This is a genomic window from Halorhabdus amylolytica (assembly GCF_004944975.1).
GTDB classification, from domain to species: Archaea; Halobacteriota; Halobacteria; order Halobacteriales; family Haloarculaceae; genus Halorhabdus; species Halorhabdus amylolytica.
In genome coordinates, this window is record NZ_SPQG01000009.1 from 1 (window position 1) to 16,005 (window position 16,005).

Annotated in this window: 20 protein-coding genes; 13 read left to right on the top strand and 7 right to left on the bottom strand. The window is 66.0% G+C overall.

Annotation, left to right across the window (positions count from 1 at the left end):
• Positions 1-146: 146 nt before the first annotated feature.
• The 3 genes from pstA to E3374_RS11525 are packed head-to-tail and all read right to left on the bottom strand — an operon-like array spanning position 147 to position 3,891.
• Positions 147-1,754, bottom strand: a complete 1,608-nt coding sequence (gene pstA, locus E3374_RS11515) for a phosphate ABC transporter permease PstA (protein ID WP_136689214.1) — start codon at positions 1,752-1,754, stop codon at positions 147-149.
• Positions 1,751-2,797: a phosphate ABC transporter permease subunit PstC gene (gene pstC, locus E3374_RS11520; protein ID WP_136689215.1), complete on the bottom strand. Its 1,047-nt coding sequence runs from the start codon at positions 2,795-2,797 to the stop codon at positions 1,751-1,753. Before pstC ends, pstA begins: the two co-directional genes overlap by 4 nt.
• The gene (locus tag E3374_RS11525) at positions 2,794-3,891 is read right to left on the bottom strand and encodes a PstS family phosphate ABC transporter substrate-binding protein (protein ID WP_248299476.1); all 1,098 of its coding nucleotides are present in this window, start codon (positions 3,889-3,891) and stop codon (positions 2,794-2,796) included. Before E3374_RS11525 ends, pstC begins: the two co-directional genes overlap by 4 nt.
• A 317-nt stretch (positions 3,892-4,208) precedes the next feature.
• Between E3374_RS11525 and E3374_RS11530 the strand changes: the two genes are divergently transcribed.
• Positions 4,209-5,213 carry a phosphate signaling complex PhoU family protein gene (locus tag E3374_RS11530; RefSeq protein WP_136689216.1) on the top strand — a complete coding sequence of 335 codons (1,005 nt, stop codon included), beginning with the start codon at positions 4,209-4,211 and terminating at the stop codon, positions 5,211-5,213.
• Positions 5,214-5,381: 168 nt separating this feature from the next.
• On the opposite strand, the gene E3374_RS11535 is transcribed toward E3374_RS11530, so the two are convergent.
• Complete coding sequence (locus E3374_RS11535) at positions 5,382-5,720, bottom strand: hypothetical protein (protein ID WP_136689217.1); 339 nt, start codon at positions 5,718-5,720, stop codon at positions 5,382-5,384.
• Between the two features lie 83 nt (positions 5,721-5,803).
• Between E3374_RS11535 and E3374_RS11540 the strand changes: the two genes are divergently transcribed.
• Positions 5,804-6,172, top strand: coding sequence for an alpha/beta fold hydrolase (locus tag E3374_RS11540; protein ID WP_211194961.1), 369 nt, complete (start codon positions 5,804-5,806; stop codon positions 6,170-6,172).
• A 42-nt stretch (positions 6,173-6,214) separates the two neighbouring features.
• Here E3374_RS11540 and E3374_RS11545 read toward each other — a convergent pair whose 3' ends face one another.
• On the bottom strand, positions 6,215-6,586 hold the full coding sequence (locus tag E3374_RS11545) for a 30S ribosomal protein S8e (RefSeq protein ID WP_136689218.1): 372 nt from the start codon (positions 6,584-6,586) through the stop codon (positions 6,215-6,217).
• A 90-nt stretch (positions 6,587-6,676) separates the two neighbouring features.
• On the opposite strand from E3374_RS11545, the gene E3374_RS11550 reads away from it, so the two are divergent.
• Positions 6,677-7,117, top strand: coding sequence for a DUF2240 family protein (locus E3374_RS11550; protein ID WP_136689219.1), 441 nt, complete (start codon positions 6,677-6,679; stop codon positions 7,115-7,117).
• Position 7,118: 1 nt separating this feature from the next.
• The gene (locus tag E3374_RS11555; RefSeq protein ID WP_136689220.1) at positions 7,119-7,481 is read left to right on the top strand and encodes a hypothetical protein; all 363 of its coding nucleotides are present in this window, start codon (positions 7,119-7,121) and stop codon (positions 7,479-7,481) included.
• 86 nt (positions 7,482-7,567) lie between these two features.
• Here E3374_RS11555 and E3374_RS11560 read toward each other — a convergent pair whose 3' ends face one another.
• Entirely contained in the window at positions 7,568-8,227 is a 660-nt protein-coding gene (locus E3374_RS11560; protein WP_136689221.1) for an HAD family hydrolase, read from the bottom strand.
• Between the two features lie 171 nt (positions 8,228-8,398).
• On the opposite strand from E3374_RS11560, the gene pyrF reads away from it, so the two are divergent.
• Both pyrF and E3374_RS11570 read left to right on the top strand, forming a co-directional pair.
• The gene (gene pyrF / locus E3374_RS11565) at positions 8,399-9,253 is read left to right on the top strand and encodes an orotidine-5'-phosphate decarboxylase (protein WP_136689222.1); all 855 of its coding nucleotides are present in this window, start codon (positions 8,399-8,401) and stop codon (positions 9,251-9,253) included.
• A 74-nt stretch (positions 9,254-9,327) separates the two neighbouring features.
• On the top strand, positions 9,328-10,038 hold the full coding sequence (locus E3374_RS11570) for a sensor domain-containing protein (protein WP_136689223.1): 711 nt from the start codon (positions 9,328-9,330) through the stop codon (positions 10,036-10,038).
• Between the two features lie 22 nt (positions 10,039-10,060).
• Here E3374_RS11570 and E3374_RS11575 read toward each other — a convergent pair whose 3' ends face one another.
• Positions 10,061-10,258: a hypothetical protein gene (locus E3374_RS11575; protein ID WP_136689224.1), complete on the bottom strand. Its 198-nt coding sequence runs from the start codon at positions 10,256-10,258 to the stop codon at positions 10,061-10,063.
• Positions 10,259-10,399: 141 nt separating this feature from the next.
• Between E3374_RS11575 and E3374_RS11580 the strand changes: the two genes are divergently transcribed.
• The 7 genes from E3374_RS11580 (at position 10,400) to arsB (ending at position 15,944) form a co-directional block, all read left to right on the top strand.
• Entirely contained in the window at positions 10,400-10,945 is a 546-nt protein-coding gene (locus E3374_RS11580; protein WP_136689225.1) for a CDP-2,3-bis-(O-geranylgeranyl)-sn-glycerol synthase, read from the top strand.
• Between the two features lie 84 nt (positions 10,946-11,029).
• The gene (hemC, locus tag E3374_RS11585) at positions 11,030-12,157 is read left to right on the top strand and encodes a hydroxymethylbilane synthase (RefSeq protein ID WP_136689226.1); all 1,128 of its coding nucleotides are present in this window, start codon (positions 11,030-11,032) and stop codon (positions 12,155-12,157) included.
• On the top strand, positions 12,154-12,915 hold the full coding sequence (gene cobA, locus E3374_RS11590; protein WP_136689227.1) for a uroporphyrinogen-III C-methyltransferase: 762 nt from the start codon (positions 12,154-12,156) through the stop codon (positions 12,913-12,915). The genes hemC and cobA overlap by 4 nt, the downstream gene beginning before the upstream one ends.
• Before the next feature lie 35 nt (positions 12,916-12,950).
• Complete coding sequence (locus tag E3374_RS11595) at positions 12,951-13,706, top strand: uroporphyrinogen-III synthase (RefSeq protein ID WP_136689339.1); 756 nt, start codon at positions 12,951-12,953, stop codon at positions 13,704-13,706.
• A 65-nt stretch (positions 13,707-13,771) separates the two neighbouring features.
• Positions 13,772-14,101 carry a carboxymuconolactone decarboxylase family protein gene (locus E3374_RS11600; protein ID WP_136689228.1) on the top strand — a complete coding sequence of 110 codons (330 nt, stop codon included), beginning with the start codon at positions 13,772-13,774 and terminating at the stop codon, positions 14,099-14,101.
• A 180-nt stretch (positions 14,102-14,281) separates the two neighbouring features.
• Positions 14,282-14,737, top strand: coding sequence for an ArsR/SmtB family transcription factor (locus tag E3374_RS11605; RefSeq protein WP_136689229.1), 456 nt, complete (start codon positions 14,282-14,284; stop codon positions 14,735-14,737).
• Positions 14,730-15,944, top strand: a complete 1,215-nt coding sequence (gene arsB, locus E3374_RS11610) for an ACR3 family arsenite efflux transporter (RefSeq protein ID WP_136689230.1) — start codon at positions 14,730-14,732, stop codon at positions 15,942-15,944. The genes E3374_RS11605 and arsB overlap by 8 nt, the downstream gene beginning before the upstream one ends.
• The last annotated feature ends 61 nt before the right edge of the window (positions 15,945-16,005 follow it).

Consider the following 16,005-nt stretch of genomic DNA (forward strand, 5'->3'; position numbering starts at 1 on the left):
CAGATTCTCCACGGCGAGTTTCGTCTCGCCGTCGAAGTCGTAGCTGATCCACTCGTCGCGGACTGCTTCGTCGGTCTCCCCGGCAGTCGTCTGTCGGTCTGTCTGTGCGTCGGCGTCTGACTCGGCTTGGGGTTGTGCTGTGTAACTCATTGGTCGAGTTTCCTCCTGAAGAACGCCCGCGAGGCGATCCCGATCGCGTAGAAGCTCAGTACGACCAACAGCAGGACGAAGGCGGTCCCCCACGCGAAGGCGGCGTCGTCGCCGACGCCGCCGGAGATGACCGCGTACAGCTGGTAGGGCAGAGCGCTGGCCGGCTGGACGAGGTTCAGTTCCACGAACGGGAACCCGCCGGTCAGCGAGAAGATCTCCGGTGCGTCCCGCGGAAACGGCTGACTGCCGAGCACCAGCAGGATAGGTGCCGTCTCGCCGGCGATCCGGCCGACGCCCAGAATGACGCCGGTGATGATCCCCGGCATCGCCGCCGGCAGTACGACGCTCCTGATCGTCTCCCACTTGCTCACCCCGAGTGCTGCGCTGGCGTCACGGTACTCGTCGGGGACTGCGAGCAGTGCTTCCCGCGTCGTGATCACCACGACCGGCAGCAGCATGAACGCCAGTACCAACTGTCCGGCTAGCAGCGACGGCGTGTTGCCCAGCCGGGGGACGAGAAAGGCCAGTCCGAACAGCCCGAAGACGATGCTGGGTGTACTCCAGAGGCCGTTGGTGGCGATCTCGATCAGACTGGTGAACCGGCCCTGTTCGGCGTACTCCGTCAGGAAGACCGCGGCGCCGATGCCCAGCGGGACCGCGAAGACGACTGTCCCGATCACCAGCCAGACGGTGCCGACGATCGCCGGCAGGACGCCGTTGATCGCGTCGGACAGTTGCGTGTAGCCGTTCATCACGAACGGCCAGTGAAACCACAGCTCCGGGCCGTGAACGATCACGTACTCGTCGATGATCGGTGCCTCGAACCAGAACTGCGGCTGCCAGAAGAGTCCGTAACGGATCCCCTCGGTCGCGGGACCGATCCCTTTCGAGACGATGAACCCCACCAGCGCAAGCAACAGCGACAGCATGCCGAGGGCGTTCGCCCCGATCAGGCCGTAAGCACCGTTCTGCCGGCCACGGGCGCCGAATCCGCCCGCGACCCTGGCGGCGATCCACACGCCGAGGAGGCCACCGCCGAACGCGATCAGCGGGGCGCCGACCGTGCCGGTCAGCGTCACCGAAAAGCCCGCGGGGGCGAACTGCCAGCCGGGCCCGATGGTCCCCGTCGCGAGGACCCCACCGGCGAACGCGACGAAGCCGCCGCCGATCAGCGGGACGCCGATGTCCTCCTGTGAGAAGGTCGCCCCCGCGGCCGCGAGGCCGCCGAAGACGACGGCGATCAGCGGCCATAGGGGCGTTCCGGCGACGTGCGCGGCGACCAGTCCGGCCGTCGCCAGCCAGACGAGCCCGACGAGGACGCCGTCGGTCGGACTGCCGTGGCGGTTGGGGTCGGCGTCGAGGGGACCCCACTGTGAACCGACTCCGGCGGCCATCACGCCGAGGCCGACCGCGAGCAGTCCCGCGCCCAGTAACCGGGACACTGCGACGCCGGCGACCGTCGTCGAGACAGGTACTATGACGAACAGCCCGAGGATCGAGAGTGCGATCGTCAGCGCCGCCAGCGCTGTCAGTACCGCGCCGAGGCGCTCGATCGTCGTCGACTCCGAGCGGACGAGCGTCCCGGTCATCGTGTCGGCGCTCATTGGTTCCCTCCCAGTTTCCGCTCCATGTGGCGTTCGATGAGCTGGGAGCCGACCGAAAGCAGCATGACCGTCACGAACAGTACGACGCCCGCGGCGAACAGCGCCGAGAGGTGCATCCCGCTCGCATTCCCGTACTGGCTGGCGATCAGACTCGTCAGCGACACCGTGCTGTCGAAGACGTTGAATCCGGGCACGGGGAACTCCGTGACGTTGGCGAGGATGATTACCGCGGCCATGGTCTCGCCGACGGCCCGGCCGACGCCCAGCAGGACGGCCGCCGAGATGCCCGACAGCGCCGCCGGGATCGTCACGGCGGTCGTCGTCTGCCAGTCAGTCGACCCGAGCGCGAGCGACCCGCTTTTCATCTCTTCGGGGACGGCCGCCAGGGCGTCCTCGGCGACCGAGACGACTGTCGGCAGCGCCATCACGCCGATGACAAGCCCGGCAATCAGCAGCGTCCCGTTCTGTGGCACGCTCAGTTCGTACATCATGAACGGGTTGAGAACCATGAACCCGAGAAAGCCATAGACGATCGAGGGGATGCCGGCCAGAACTTCGACTGCGGGTTTGATGATTTCGCGGGCCCAGCCCGGCGCAATCTCGCTGATGAACACCGCGCCTGCGAGGCCGAGCGGGCCGGCGACCGCGACGGCGATACCCGTCGTCACGACTGTCCCCCAGATCATCGGCGTCAGTGAGTAGACGTGCCCGCTCGTGTCCCAGAGCGGCTCGCTCGTCTTGACCAGCAGGTCCGGCCCCATCTTCTCGAGTACGGGCCAGGCCTTCACGAACAGATAGACCATGATGAGTCCGAGGACCAGCACCGTCGACAGCGCCGCCAGCCCGAGCAGGACCTTCATCGTCGGTCCCTGGCGGGTGAGAACGCCCACGAGCGCCGAGAGACAGAACAAGCCGGCGGCGTAGGCCGGATTCACGACGCCCGTGACGAAGGCAAGGACCGTCAGTGCCGCGAGCCCGCCGACGACGCCCGCGATGGCCGTCGTCTCGGGGTCGAACGCGGCCGTGCGTGCCCTGACGTTCATGCTTGCGTGTCGGGGAGTTTGTCCAGTTCTTCGGCCCGTCGTTCGTCCGTCAGCATCGCGTAGCCGGCGTTACTGACGAAGTTCCGCTGGCCGAACTCGCTGACGATCATGTGTAGGAACGCCGCCTCCATGGCCGAGGTCCCCTCCCAGGTGTAGCAGTGCAGGTCACGCGAGAGGGGGTAGGACTTCTCGGCGAGGTTCTCGCCGGGACGGTAGACCGTCTCCTCGAACTCCAGGGCGATCGCCGGCGCGCTGTCCTGGTCGACGAAGGCCAGCGCCATGTACCCGATCGCGTTGTTGGAGTTGGCAACGGTGTTCTTCACTTGCTGGTTCTGCCCGCGCCGGACGTCGACGCCGTCCATGCTGGCATCAGCACTCCCGAGCATGTTCACCCGGAAGGCCGTGTCGGTACCCGACCCTTCGGCGCGTCCGACGGCCTGAATCGAGCGCTCGGGTCCGTCGTAGGTCGAGATCTCGCTCCAGTCGGTGATCTCGCCCCGGTAGATCGCCCGGACCTGCTCGGCGGTCAACTGCGTGACCCCGGCGTCGTAGACCGCCGGACTGACCACCAGCGGCTGGGCGTCGACGCCGACCACGTGGTTGGTGAACGACGCCAACTCGTCTTCGCTCATCTCCGGGAACTCCGCGGCGACCGGCGCGCTGGCGTTTCCGACGTCCACCTGGCCGTTCATGAGCTTCTCCAGGCCCGTCCCCGAGTGGCTCAATCCGACGGTCACCTGGAAGGGTGGCGAGGAACTCCCGGTCGGCTCGAAGCCGTACTTGCCCGCCCAGTAGTCCGCCAGACGCTGGTCCGTCTCGATCCCGTACTGACTCGGGCCCCAGTATTCCCGGTCGGTCGGCGGGTAGTTCGACATCCAAAAGGACGCCGCTCGCTGGACGATCGGGAACAACGTCGAGGAACCGCCGGAGCGCAGCGTCGGCCCGCCGGCCGCTCCGGACTCGCAGTTACCGGCGACGTCGGGTGGTTGTGCGCTCGTCGTGATACACCCCGAGAGGGTGGCCGCGGCGACCCCTGCTGTGCTTGCGAGGAACGTTCGACGGTCGACGGAGCCGTCCCACATTGAGACGTCCATACCCGAAGGGAAAGTAAATACCCTACTATTATCTCTATTGCCCAGTATTTTATCTATATAGGTCTATTTAGTATTTGTACTTCCATTCCGGGGATATCGACGTGTCTGGGATATCACCTTCTCAAGGCGTCAAACTCCGATATTCCTGCCTCCCTTTCGTGGTTAGCATTCCTTATATCGATTATATTCTATCATCAGGAGACCAAAAAATATCGAGTCCGGGTGGATCAGGTCGTCGACGGTTGTGTATCACTATTGCTCCGTAAGATAAATAGATATGGGTGGATTTATATTGGCCCGGGGACGACACGCGAGACATGGAGACCCGCAAGGTCCAGGTCACGGGCGGCTCCACGTACACGGTGTCACTGCCGAAGGACTGGGCGACGGACAACGAGGTGAGCGCCGGTAGCATCGTCGAGTTCCATTCCGAGGAGGACTTCCTGTTGCTCTCGCCGCGCGACGAGGAGGAACGAACGCGAGGGACTCTCGACGTGAGTGGGTTGACCGGGGAAACCGAGTTGACCCGCGCGGTGATGACGATGTACGTCAGCGGGTTCGACATCATCGAACTGGGGGCGACCCGGATCACGGCCGCCCAGCGTCGCGTCGTCCGTGACGCCACTCAGGGGCTCGTGGGCCTGGAGGTCATCGAGGAGACCGGCGAACGCGTCGTCCTCCAGGACCTGCTGGACTCCTCGGAGCTGTCGGTACACAACGCCATCACGCGTATGCGGCTGGTCTCGCTGACCATGTCCGGCGACGCCGTCGAGGCGCTGGTCACCGACGACGACGACCTCGCCCAGGACGTCATGGAACGGGACGACGACGTCGACCGGTTGTGGTACATGGTCTCGCGGGTGTTCCGGACGGTGTTGCGGGACCCGACGACGGCCACCGAGATCGGATTCCCGCGGGAGACAGTCTTCGACTATCAGTCGGGCGCCCGACAACTCGAGCGTATCGCCGACCACGCGACCAAGATCGCCGGGATCGCCGAGGAGATCGATTCGGTCCCCGACGAGGAGGCTGCGGCTCTCCAGGAACTCCAGGAGATCGCCGTCTCGGTGCCCGAGACTGCGATGGACGCCCTGCTGAGCGAGGACCCGGACGAGGCGGTTTCCCTCGCCAACGAGGCGCGGAGTCGCATCGACGAGGTCGACAGCAAGGCTCGCGAGGTCGACAACCTCATCCGGGAGTTTGACGACCCACAGCGCGCCCAGCGGCTCGGGCTCGTCGTCGACTCGCTGACCCGGACTGCCGACTACGGGAGCAACATCGCCGAGAGTGCGCTACAGAAGGCCGCACCACGGCCGTCGTAAGCCGGGAACGACCGACTCCGAACTCTCTCTGACGTCTCGAATGCGTTTCAACACACATTTGGACTCCCAGCGTTTGGCCGCTCTCTGGCCGTGCGTGCCGTCTACGAGATCACCTGTGAGCAGCTGCCGTTCGTTTCCCTCGCCAAACGGGTGCCGGCGGCGACCCTGTCAGTGCGATTGGTCCCCAGCCAGGACGAGTACACGCCGTTCGTCGTCACCGTGACTGAGGGGGCGGCCGGGGCTGTCGAAGACGCCTTCGACGATTCGTCTTTCGTCGCCGGATACACCTCCCTGGGCCAGCCAGGCGAGCCACAGTACAAGGTATTGCCGGCCAGGAGCATGGGCGAGCAGTACCCCACGGACTTCGACGTGGGTGGGCTCAAGGCGCTGGCGGACACGGACTCGGTTATCGAGGACATCCGCGTGACCCCAACCGGCTGGATCCAGTCGGGTCGGTTCGCCGATCGCGCGACGGTCGCGGAGTTCCACGCGTTCTGGCGGCCGCACCGGCCCTCCCAATCCAGCGACTCGTACTCTACGAGCCCGCCGTGCTGGTCGGCGATCATCGGGGCGATGACCTGGCCGACCGCATGCAGGACCGTCTCGAGGCGGGCGAACGTCGCGTGGCGTTCCGGCTGTTCATCGAGGAGGCCGGCAGGGTGCCCGACGCGACCGCATTACCGTGGTGGCCCCAGGAGGCACCGCTCGATCGCGTCGAGACCGTGGTCAGGGAGAACCGGGCTGTCGAGGGATATCGACTGCCGGCAGACTCCGAAATCGACGTTCCGACACTCCTGCTGACGGGGGAACGTGGACCGGAACATCTCCGCGACGCGGTGTGGACGCTCGAGGACCGACTGGCGGACGCGCGGGTCAAGGAGTTCGATGGCATCGGGCACATGGGCATCGAGTCCGCGCCCGAACGCGTCGCTACCGCGGTCACGTCGTTCTGGGAGTGACGTCGCTACCTTCGAAACGAGTGTAGCGAAAACGAGACGTAATTACGCGATCAGTTGGGCGTTGACCTGGCCGTCCTGGCCGGGTCGGGAGGTGACGCGGGCCTCGCCCTCGCTGGTCTCGATGACCGCGCCTTTGGTGATGATGTTCCGCCGGACGTAGTTGGGGTTGGCGGCGTTCTCGACGACGTTCTCGATCTCGGCGGCAACGGTGCCGTCCTCGGTTGCGACGCTCGCGACATCGGTCGTGACGGCCCGGACCTTCTCGGTGCCGCCCCGCGCATCGACGACCTTGAGTTTCTGCTCGCCGACCTGTGTCTCCGTCGGTTCGTCACCGAGTTCGTACTTGCGCTTGTTGCGGGCGTGGCGGCGTCGGCCGCCAGTTCGCTTGCGCGTCGAGCGTCCCTGGAATTTCATACTCGAGAGAAGTGCCAGGGCGTACTTCAACCCCTCGAATCCGGGCCGCGATCGTCAGGTTTAGGAGCGCGAGCGGTCCACCTCCGGACGATGAGTCTCCGGACGGCCGTTGCCGCACCGTTCGTCGGGGAGGGGACCGACACGCTCGCCCGCAGCGACTTCGTCGTCGACCTCTCGCTCGACCGCGACTGGTTCTCACCCGAACAGGCCAAGCGACTGATCGATGTCGCCGCCAGCGAAGGACTACTTGCCGTCGAGGGGGACACCCTCTCGCTCCAGTTCGATCTCTCCTCGGTGACGGTCCCGCCGGACTACGTCCCCGACGAGTCGATACTCCGGGAGCGATCGACCTTCGAGCGGGTGCTGGACGCGGTCGTCGCCGAAGGGATCGACAAACAGGAGGCGGTCGCCTCGATCAACGGCCTCCAGTCCGAGCTAGCGATCTCCCTAGAGACCGCGGCGGTCCTGTACGCCCGCCGACGGGGGATCGACGTGGGAACGGCCGCCCGGCGCGCGATCGAGGAGCTCTGAGATGGTCGAGGATCGCATCACTGACGCCGAACGGATTGCGGAAGTGCTCCGTGCGGAGATCGAGGGCCGCGAGACGAACGGACTGGGCCGATTATCGATCGACGCGGGGGACGATACGATGACTGTCCTCCTCGATGGGGAACCGCTGGCCACGCTCGAACCGGGAGAGTCCAGTCTGGAGATCCGATTCCAGTTGGCGCGGGACGCTGCTCGGGCGACTGGCAGGGACGTGGGACTCGAAACGCGACCGGAGGGCGAGTCGGTGACGGTCCTCGTCGAATCCGTGGCGGGGACGAAACGTGTGGTGGATCTACTGGCGACCGTCGCGAGCCGGATCGATTGCGTTACCGCCGTGGACGACTGACAGCTACGGACGACTGACAGCTACGGCCGACTAACAGTACGGCCGACTAACAGTACGGCCGACTAACAGCTACGGACAACTGACAGCTACAGTCCTTCGAGCACGTCGAGGAGTTCTTCGTGGAGTCGCTCTCGATCGATGTGCGCATCGGCCCGCGGGTGTGGATCCGGACCGCCCGGGTAGAGGATCTGGACGGCTCGCATGCCGGCCGCGAGCGCCCCCTCCACGTCGGCCTCCGGTTTGTCGCCGACGTAGACAGCCTCACTGGGCTCGACTGAAAGCGCTGCGAGGATCGCCTCGAAAGCGGCCGGGTCCGGCTTGCGGGTCTCCATCGTCCCGGTCACGACGGTCGCGTCGACGAGGTTGGTCCACCCCAGCGCGTCGAGCTTCGAGCACTGGGCACGTTCCGGGCCGTCGGTCAACAGGCCGACGCGGTAGCCGGCGCCGTTCGCGAGGGTCGACAGCAACTCCTCGGCCCCCTCGACCGGTTCTAAGTGTTCGTTGACGACGCCACGGTACGCCTCGGCCAGGTCGTGGGGATCGACGGGTTCGTCCTCGTAGATGGTTTCGAAGATGCGCGCACGGGTCTCGCCCGTCACTGCCTCGCGGTGGGCGCGTTCGTAGGTCCCGTACTCGATCGGTTCTAGCCCCGCCTCGCCGACCGTGTTCGCGAGCAACGTCTGGCGATCGCGCGCGGTCACGGCGAGCGTCTCGTCGAGGTCGAACACCACCGCCGCGAGTGTCATCAGGTGTTCCTAACCCGATGGGCCTAATTGAGTCTTCCCGTTCGTGCCGATCGGACAACGGTTCGCTAGCGGTCCACACGACCGATGGGTTTCCTGTACGTCAAACTGACGGGATTGTACCAATCGTGACCGATGGAAATACTTGAGTCGACCGCGCCGGTGGCCCCAGGTATGGGCTTTTTCGAGCGACTGGCCGCCCGGATCGACGCGGTCGAAAGCGTCGTCTCGGTCGGACTGGATCCCGATCCCGACCGTCTTCCCGAGCACCTCTCCGAGAAGGACCTCCCGCGATGGGCGTTCAACCGCCGGATCATCGACGCGACCCACGAACACGCCGCGGCTTACAAGCCCAACGCGGCCTTCTACGAGGATGCCGACGGCTGGCGCGCCCTCGAAGAGACGATCGTCTACGCTCACGGCAAGGGCGTGCCCGTCCTGCTTGATGCCAAACGGGCGGACATCGGCAATACGGCCCGTCAGTACGCTACCGCACTGGACGAAAACGGGCTGGACGCCGACGCGATCACCGTCAACCCCTACCTCGGCCGGGACTCCCTGGAACCGTTCCTGGGGCGCGAGGACGCAGGCGTGTTCGTCCTCTGTCGGACCTCGAATCCCGGTGGAGCCGATCTCCAGGACCTCGAACTCGCCGACGGCGAGGCCGTCTACGAGCGGGTGGCCGCGCTGGCCGATCTCTGGAACCGCAACGATAACGTCGGACTGGTCGTCGGCGCGACCGCGCCCGACGAACTCCAAGCCCTCCGCCAACAGGTTCCCGATCTGCCGTTCCTCGTGCCGGGTGTCGGCACACAGGGTGGGGATAGCGAGGCGGCGGTCGAACACGGTCTCGCCGACCGACCGGATCTCGATACACGCGTCGGGCTGGTCAACTCCTCACGGGGAATCATCTTCGCCGGCGAAGACGCGGGCGGGCCGGGTGAGGCGGATCCCGACGCCTATTACCAGGCCGCGGGTGAGGCCGCCAAGCGTCTCAAACGCCGGCTGAACCGCTTCCGAGACACGTAAAAACGTTACGTCGAGTTACCCGGCTTGCAGTCAATCACGCCCATTAGTATCCCGACCGGTCGTTCGGCTGATCGATGACAACTCCCTCCACCCGGTCGGTGCCACGCCGGATCGTAGGCGTGGTGGCTGCCGAACGAACGTACCGCAACCTGGCGTACCTCTTCTTGCGGTTTCCGCTGGGGATCGCGTACTTCTCGCTGTTCCTCACCGGGCTGACCCTCGGGATCGTCCTGATCCCGCTGCTCGTCGGGATCCCGATACTGATCGGTGTTCTCGGGGCCGCCGACTACGCGGGCGTGATCGAGGCGCAGATCGCCACGGCGCTGCTGGATGTCGACGCGGTCTGGGAGCCGACCGACGCCGGAGAACTATCGATGATCGAGTACGCGAAGGCGGTCGTGACCTCACCCCGTCACTACGCCCTCGTGGTGTACTTCCTGGCGCAGTTTCTCGTCGGCGTTGTCGCGTTCGTTGCGCTCACGACCGGACTGATCGTCCCGCTGGCACTGCTGGTCGCGCCACTGGTCTACTGGCTGCCGGGCGTGCGCTACCAGTTGCTGGGTGGTGACGGCTCGATGATCACGCTCGGACCGATGTCGATGGAGACGTCCGTCGGTTCCGGCGGGTTCGACATGATCGTCATCGACACGCTGCCGGAGGCCCTCGTCGCGTCAGTCGTCGGTGCCCTCGTCCTGCTGATCGCTCTGCACCTGTTCAACGGCGTCGCTCGCCTGCTGGGACGGCTCACGGTCGCCATCTTCGATTCCACCGGACAGAATCGGTAGGTGTCGTCGTCTTCCGGCTCGATCAGACACGGTAGGTGTCGTCGTCTTCCGGCTGGTTGTCCTCGCCCAACCGCCCGCCACCGCCGACCTCGCCGGCGCATTCGACACAGAACCCGAGTGACGGCTCGTAATGGCGATCACAGACGAGCGAGCCACACCGATCGCAGGTGTACTCGACGCCCTCGCGTCCGCAGACCGTGCATAGTCCCGTGACGCTCATACGCTCTATTGATCGGGTGGACGTTTCAACGCTTTGGGGAAATTCGCTCGCGTCGGTGTGATCTGCTGCCGCGTTCCGGAAGGCCCATCGGCGGCACGAATGACCATCACTTAAGCGTCGGCGTCCGAACCGCCGGATACGATGACTTGGCTCTCCGTCGTCGCGACGGCTCTCTGGGCGATGTTGCCTGCCTACGTCCCGAACAACGCCGCGGTGCTGGCCGGCGGCGGTCGCCCCATCGATGGCGGCCGGTCCTGGGGGGGACGGCGGATACTCGGCGATGGCAAGACCTGGCGGGGGACGGCCGCGGGGACGGCCGCCGGAACCGCACTGGCACTCGTTCTCGACGCGCTCGCCCCGGCCGTGAGCGACGTACTGGGAGTGACTCTTCCCGAGTTCCCGATCGTCGTGGCCGTTACGCTGGCAGTTGGCGCCATGCTCGGCGACGTCGCCGCGTCGTTCGTCAAACGCCGACTCGACCGTGAACGCGGTGCGCCGGTGCCCGGGCTCGACCAGCTCGACTTCGTCGTCGGCTCGCTGGTCGTGACGGCGGTCGCCGCGCCCGGCTGGTTCGTCGATACGTTCACACTCCCGGTGCTGGCCGTCGTGATCGTCGCGACGCCGCTTTTGCACGTCTCGACGAACGCGATCGCGTACGGTCTCGGCCTGAAGGACGAGCCGTACTGAGACCGGGCGGCAGAGACGTTCCGCGACGCGCGCCCCGAGAGTCGAGCGGTGGGGTTATCCCGCTCGACCGTGGAGACCGACCTAATGAGTAGCCGAGCCAGCACGCTGACCCTGGCCACACGGGGGTCGGACCTCGCGCTCCGGCAGGCCGCGACCGTCCGGGAGGCGCTCGCGGACCGCCGACACGAGGTCGACCTCCGGGAGGTCGAGACCGCCGGCGACCGGATCGACGACGAACTCATCCACCGCCTGGGAAAGACGGGCGCGTTCGTCCACAGCCTCGACGAGCGCGTTCTCGCGGGCGAGGCCGACGCGGCCGTCCACTCTTTGAAGGACGTACCCACCGAGGACCGGGAGGGGTTAGTCGTCGCGGCAGTCCCCGAACGCGGTCCGGCGGGCGACCTGCTGGTCTCCCCGGAGGGGGTTTCCCTGTCGGGGCTGCCGGCGGGGGCGACCGTCGGGACGTCGAGCCTGCGCCGACGTGCCCAGTTGCTGGCCGAACGGCCGGACCTGGATGTCCAGCCGCTCCGGGGTAATGTGGACACCCGCGTCGAGAAACTCCTCGCCCCGACGCTTCACGCGGAACACGAAGCACGCGTCGAGGCCGAGGAAGCCGAAGAACAGAGCGATACAGAAGACGAAGGCGGAAAAGACGGTGACGAGGCCCCTCAGTTCGAGCGGACCGTCGAGGAGTGGTTCTCGGATCTCGCCGAGGTCGAACGCCGGGCGCTGGAGCGTGAGGTCGATGTCGAGTACGACGCGATCGTCCTCGCCGAGGCAGGGATGGATCGACTGGGCTTGACCCATCACGTCCAGTACCAGCGCCTGCCGCCCGAACAGTTCGTCCCCGCGCCGGGGCAAGGCACTCTCGCCGTCGTCGCGAGCGAGGAGGCAGTCGTCGAGCGGGTTCACGAGACGCTCGATGATCCCCGGACACGCGTCGAGGCGACCGTCGAGCGGACGATCCTCGAGGAACTGGGTGGAGGTTGTGTCGCCCCGATCGGCGTCCGGGCGCTCTTCCAGGGCCGGGTCGTCACGACGACTGCCCGGGTTCTCTCGCCGGACGGCGAAGAGGAGGTGGCCGATCGACGGACGTTACCGGTCGAGCGCCACGCCGAGGCGGCCCGCGAGATGGCCGCGGATCTCGCTGACCGCGGGGCGGCCGAGTTGATCGACCGAGCCCGTGACGACGCGGAGGGGGACTCGACGTGACGGGTGACGTCGGCACGGTCTACCTGGTCGGCAGCGGTCCCGGCGATCCCGAACTCCTGACGGTCAAGGCCCGACGGTTGCTGAAAGAGGCTGACCTCGTGATGCACGACAGGCTTCCCGGCAAGGACGTCATCGAACTTGTGCCCGCCGAGGCCCGCGTCGACGTGGGCAAGCGGGCCCACGGCGATCGGACGCCCCAGTCTGAGATCAACCGCCGGCTGGTCGAACGTGCCCGGGAGGGCAAGACAGTCGTCAGGTTGAAGGGGGGCGATCCGACCGTCTTCGCCCGCGGTGGCGAGGAGATGACACACCTCGCCGATCACGGCATCTCATTCGAGGTCGTCCCGGGTGTGACCTCGGCGACCGGCGGCCCCGCAGTGGCGGGAATCCCGTTGACCCACCGGGAGTTCGCTTCGAGCGTCACGGTCGTCACCGGCCACGAGGACCCCACCAAGGCGGAGTCGGCCGTCGACTGGGAGGCGCTGGCCGCGACCGGCGGGACGATCGTCGTGTTGATGGGTGTCACTCGGCTGCCCGAGTACACGCAGGCGCTGATCGACGCAGGGATGGATCCCGAAACGCCGGTAGCGCTGGTCGAACGTGCGACCTGGGACGGTCAGCAGGTCGCCACCGGGACGCTGGAGACGATCGTCGACGCCCGTGATTCGGTCGGGGTCGAACCGCCGGCAGTGACGGTCATCGGCGAGGTTGCCGGCGTCCGCGAGGACGTCCGCGAGTGGCTGGAGGGATACGAGTGACTGCCGAACGCGACGACGGCGTCGACACTGAAGGCGTGGACGACGGGGAGAGCCCAGGAGCCCGACGCCCTCGTGTCGCCGTCTTCAGGCCCGACGACGAACGGCTCGCCGAGGCGGTCGCCACGCTCGAATCGCTCGGCGTCGAGCCGGTCGCGGATCCCATGCTGGCTGTCGATCCGAGCGGGTCGCTCCCCCGCGAGGACGCCGCGTTCGTCGTGTTCACGAGCAAGACGGGTGCAGAACTCGTCGCTGGCGAATGGACGCCGGGCGGGGCGACAGTGTGTGCGATCGGCGAGCCGACCGCGGCGGCACTCCGGGAACGCGGGATCGCCGTCGACGTCGTCCCGGAGACGTACTCATCGACGGGACTGGTCGAGACGTTTGCCGGACGCGTCGACGGCGAGCGAGTCGAGATCGCACGGAGTGACCACGGCAGCGACGCGTTGCCCGCGGGCCTGTGGGATGCCGGTGCCTACGTTCACGAGACCGTGCTCTATCGACTGACCCGCCCGCAGGACGCTGGCGAGTCAGTCGGATTGGCCACTGAAGGCGATCTCGACGCGGCGCTGTTTACCTCCTCGCTGACTGTCGAGCACTTTCTCGGGATCGCCGAGGAGCGCAAGCAGCGGGCGACGGTGATCGACGGGCTGAGCGAGGCGGTCGTGGGAACGATCGGCGAGCCGACCCGCGAGACGGCAGCGGAACGCGGGATCGACGTCGATGTGGTTCCCCGCAAGGCCGACTTCGAAGCGCTGGCCGAGGCAGTCGTCGATCGACTGGAAGGCCGATAACCACCCGTTCTTTCGGTCACTACCACGGCCCAACAGTTAATCTACCTCCGTCTGAAGGGGCTATTATGGTGGACGAGATCGACGGCCCCGAGGAATTACCGGACGCACCCGCGCAACTGGCCGAGGAGTTCCCCGAGGTGTGGGACGCCTATTCCGAGTTGGGGAAGGCCTGCTCGGAGGCCGGCGGGATCGACGGTGAGACGAAACGACTCGTGAAACTCGCCATGGCGATCGGAGCCCAGTCGGAGGGTGCCGTTCACTCACACGTCCGGCGTGGTCTCGAAGAGGACGTCGACCCCGAGACCCTTCGACAGGTCGCGATCCTCGCGATCCCGACTATCGGCTTCCCGAAGGCCATGGCCGCGCTAACCTGGATCGACGACCTCGCGGAGTGAGGCCCCGGCCGCGATCAGTTCGCCGACTCGTGATCACGAATGCTTTAGTGATATCTCAATTTTCTTGTTGTCCGAGCTGACGTACTACGACTTCTATTCCCATCTAAAATGACGCTAAACTCGGTCATCCGTCCGAGTGCATCGACAGTGTTAATTGAATTTCTCTTCAAGTAAGGGTGGATGAGTCAGACCACAGCCCGGATCCGGCGATATCTCGAAGACGAACTGGGGGAGTGTCGTGACGGTGAGGTCGAACAGCGCCTGGCAGAACTCGACACGCTGGAGGCAGCGATCGGGGAGTCGCGGGTCGAGGCTGAACTCGATGTCCTCGCCGCGCTCGCCAACGAGACGCGGTACAGGCTGGTGCGGGCACTGGTCGCGGCCCGAGAGGAACTGTGCGTCTGTGAACTTCAGCCGCTGGTCGGGGTCAGCGAGAGCGGCCTGAGTCACGCACTTTCGGCACTCGTCGAGGCGGGACTGATCGATGGGCGCAAGGACGGTCGCTGGAAGAAGTACCAAGCGACCAACCGCGCGATCGCGATCGTAACGGTCCTCGAAGGGACCGTGGGCGACGACGGACCCCTCGATGGGAGCGGCGACGACGGGACGAGTTCCGAGGGGACGGCCGATGAGTGACGTCGCCAACGAACACGGGCCGGATGACGTCGCTCACGAGCACGGGCCGGACTGTGACTGTCCGGACTGCGGGGATCCGCGCTCGATGGACTTTCTGGATAAGTACCTCACCGTCTGGATCTTCGGGGCGATGGCGATCGGCGTCGGGCTGGGGTACGTCGCTCCCGAAGTCACTCAGCCGATTCAGGACCTCCACCTCGTCGAGATCGGCCTGATCCTGATGATGTATCCACCGCTGGCGAAGGTCAACTACGGCCAGTTGCCGCGAGTATTTGCCCAGTGGCGCGTCCTGGGTCTGAGCCTGCTCCAGAACTGGCTGATCGGACCGACGCTGATGGTCGGGCTTGCACTGCTCTTTTTCGGCGGAACCGTTCCCGGCCTGCCGGCCCGCCCCGAGTTCTTCCTCGGCCTCGTCTTCATCGGGATGGCCCGGTGTATCGCGATGGTGCTGGTCTGGAACGATCTCGCGGATGGGTCCAGTGAGTATGCCGCTGGCTTGGTCGCGTTCAACAGCGTCTTTCAGATCCTGACCTACGGTGTCTATATCACGTTCTTCGCGCTCGTCCTGCCCGACGTGCTCGGCCTGGAGTCGCTCGCAGCCAGTATCGACGCGTTCAACGTCAGCCCATGGGACGTGTTCACGGCGATCGCGATCTTCCTCGGGGTCCCCTTCGCCGCCGGCATCGCCTCACGGTACGTCGGCACACGAACGAAGGGCGTCCAGTGGTACGACGAGGAGTTCGTCCCGACGATCGATCCGCTGACGCTGGTCGCGTTGCTGTTTACCGTCGTCGTGATGTTCGCCATGCAGGGCGAGCGGATCGTCGGCCAGCCCACCGACGTGTTGCTTGTCGCCGTGCCGCTGACGATCTACTTCCTCGTGATGTTCGTCGTCAGCTTCGCGATGGGCCACCGGATCGGCGCGGACTACTCGACGACCACGGCGATCGGGTTCACGGCTGCCTCGAACAACTTCGAGTTGGCAATTGCGGTCGCCGTGGCGGTCTTCGGCGTCGGCTCCGGCGTCGCCTTCACGACCGTGATCGGCCCGCTGATCGAAGTGCCAGTCCTGCTCTCGCTGGTGTCCGTCGCACTGTGGCTCCAGCGCACGATCGACTGGCACGGCCACACAACGGGACAACTCGAAAGCACCAAACCTACCAGTGTCCGCGAGACCGATCCCGGTGATCCCGCCGAGGACGACTGATACGGATTAGTGTAGATTATTTCCGAATGACGCCGACCCGGGGGTCGACGGATACCGGTAC

Excerpts from the sequence above, each read along its gene's own strand:
- E3374_RS11560 (WP_136689221.1), bottom strand. The coding sequence starts at position 8,227 with ATGACACTCGCGGCGGTGGTGTTCGACCTCGACGAGACGCTCGCCGTG.
- E3374_RS11525 (WP_248299476.1), bottom strand. The coding sequence starts at position 3,891 with ATGGACGTCTCAATGTGGGACGGCTCCGTCGACCGTCGAACGTTCCTC.
- hemC (WP_136689226.1), top strand. The coding sequence starts at position 11,030 with ATGAGTAGCCGAGCCAGCACGCTGACCCTGGCCACACGGGGGTCGGAC.
- E3374_RS11550 (WP_136689219.1), top strand. The coding sequence starts at position 6,677 with ATGAGTCTCCGGACGGCCGTTGCCGCACCGTTCGTCGGGGAGGGGACC.
- E3374_RS11570 (WP_136689223.1), top strand. The coding sequence starts at position 9,328 with ATGACAACTCCCTCCACCCGGTCGGTGCCACGCCGGATCGTAGGCGTG.
- pstA (WP_136689214.1), bottom strand. The coding sequence starts at position 1,754 with ATGAGCGCCGACACGATGACCGGGACGCTCGTCCGCTCGGAGTCGACG.
- E3374_RS11600 (WP_136689228.1), top strand. The coding sequence starts at position 13,772 with ATGGTGGACGAGATCGACGGCCCCGAGGAATTACCGGACGCACCCGCG.
- E3374_RS11580 (WP_136689225.1), top strand. The coding sequence starts at position 10,400 with ATGACTTGGCTCTCCGTCGTCGCGACGGCTCTCTGGGCGATGTTGCCT.
- E3374_RS11605 (WP_136689229.1), top strand. The coding sequence starts at position 14,282 with ATGAGTCAGACCACAGCCCGGATCCGGCGATATCTCGAAGACGAACTG.
- arsB (WP_136689230.1), top strand. The coding sequence starts at position 14,730 with ATGAGTGACGTCGCCAACGAACACGGGCCGGATGACGTCGCTCACGAG.
- E3374_RS11545 (WP_136689218.1), bottom strand. The coding sequence starts at position 6,586 with ATGAAATTCCAGGGACGCTCGACGCGCAAGCGAACTGGCGGCCGACGC.
- pstC (WP_136689215.1), bottom strand. The coding sequence starts at position 2,797 with ATGAACGTCAGGGCACGCACGGCCGCGTTCGACCCCGAGACGACGGCC.
- E3374_RS11530 (WP_136689216.1), top strand. The coding sequence starts at position 4,209 with ATGGAGACCCGCAAGGTCCAGGTCACGGGCGGCTCCACGTACACGGTG.
- E3374_RS11540 (WP_211194961.1), top strand. The coding sequence starts at position 5,804 with ATGCAGGACCGTCTCGAGGCGGGCGAACGTCGCGTGGCGTTCCGGCTG.
- pyrF (WP_136689222.1), top strand. The coding sequence starts at position 8,399 with ATGGGCTTTTTCGAGCGACTGGCCGCCCGGATCGACGCGGTCGAAAGC.
- E3374_RS11555 (WP_136689220.1), top strand. The coding sequence starts at position 7,119 with ATGGTCGAGGATCGCATCACTGACGCCGAACGGATTGCGGAAGTGCTC.
- E3374_RS11575 (WP_136689224.1), bottom strand. The coding sequence starts at position 10,258 with ATGAGCGTCACGGGACTATGCACGGTCTGCGGACGCGAGGGCGTCGAG.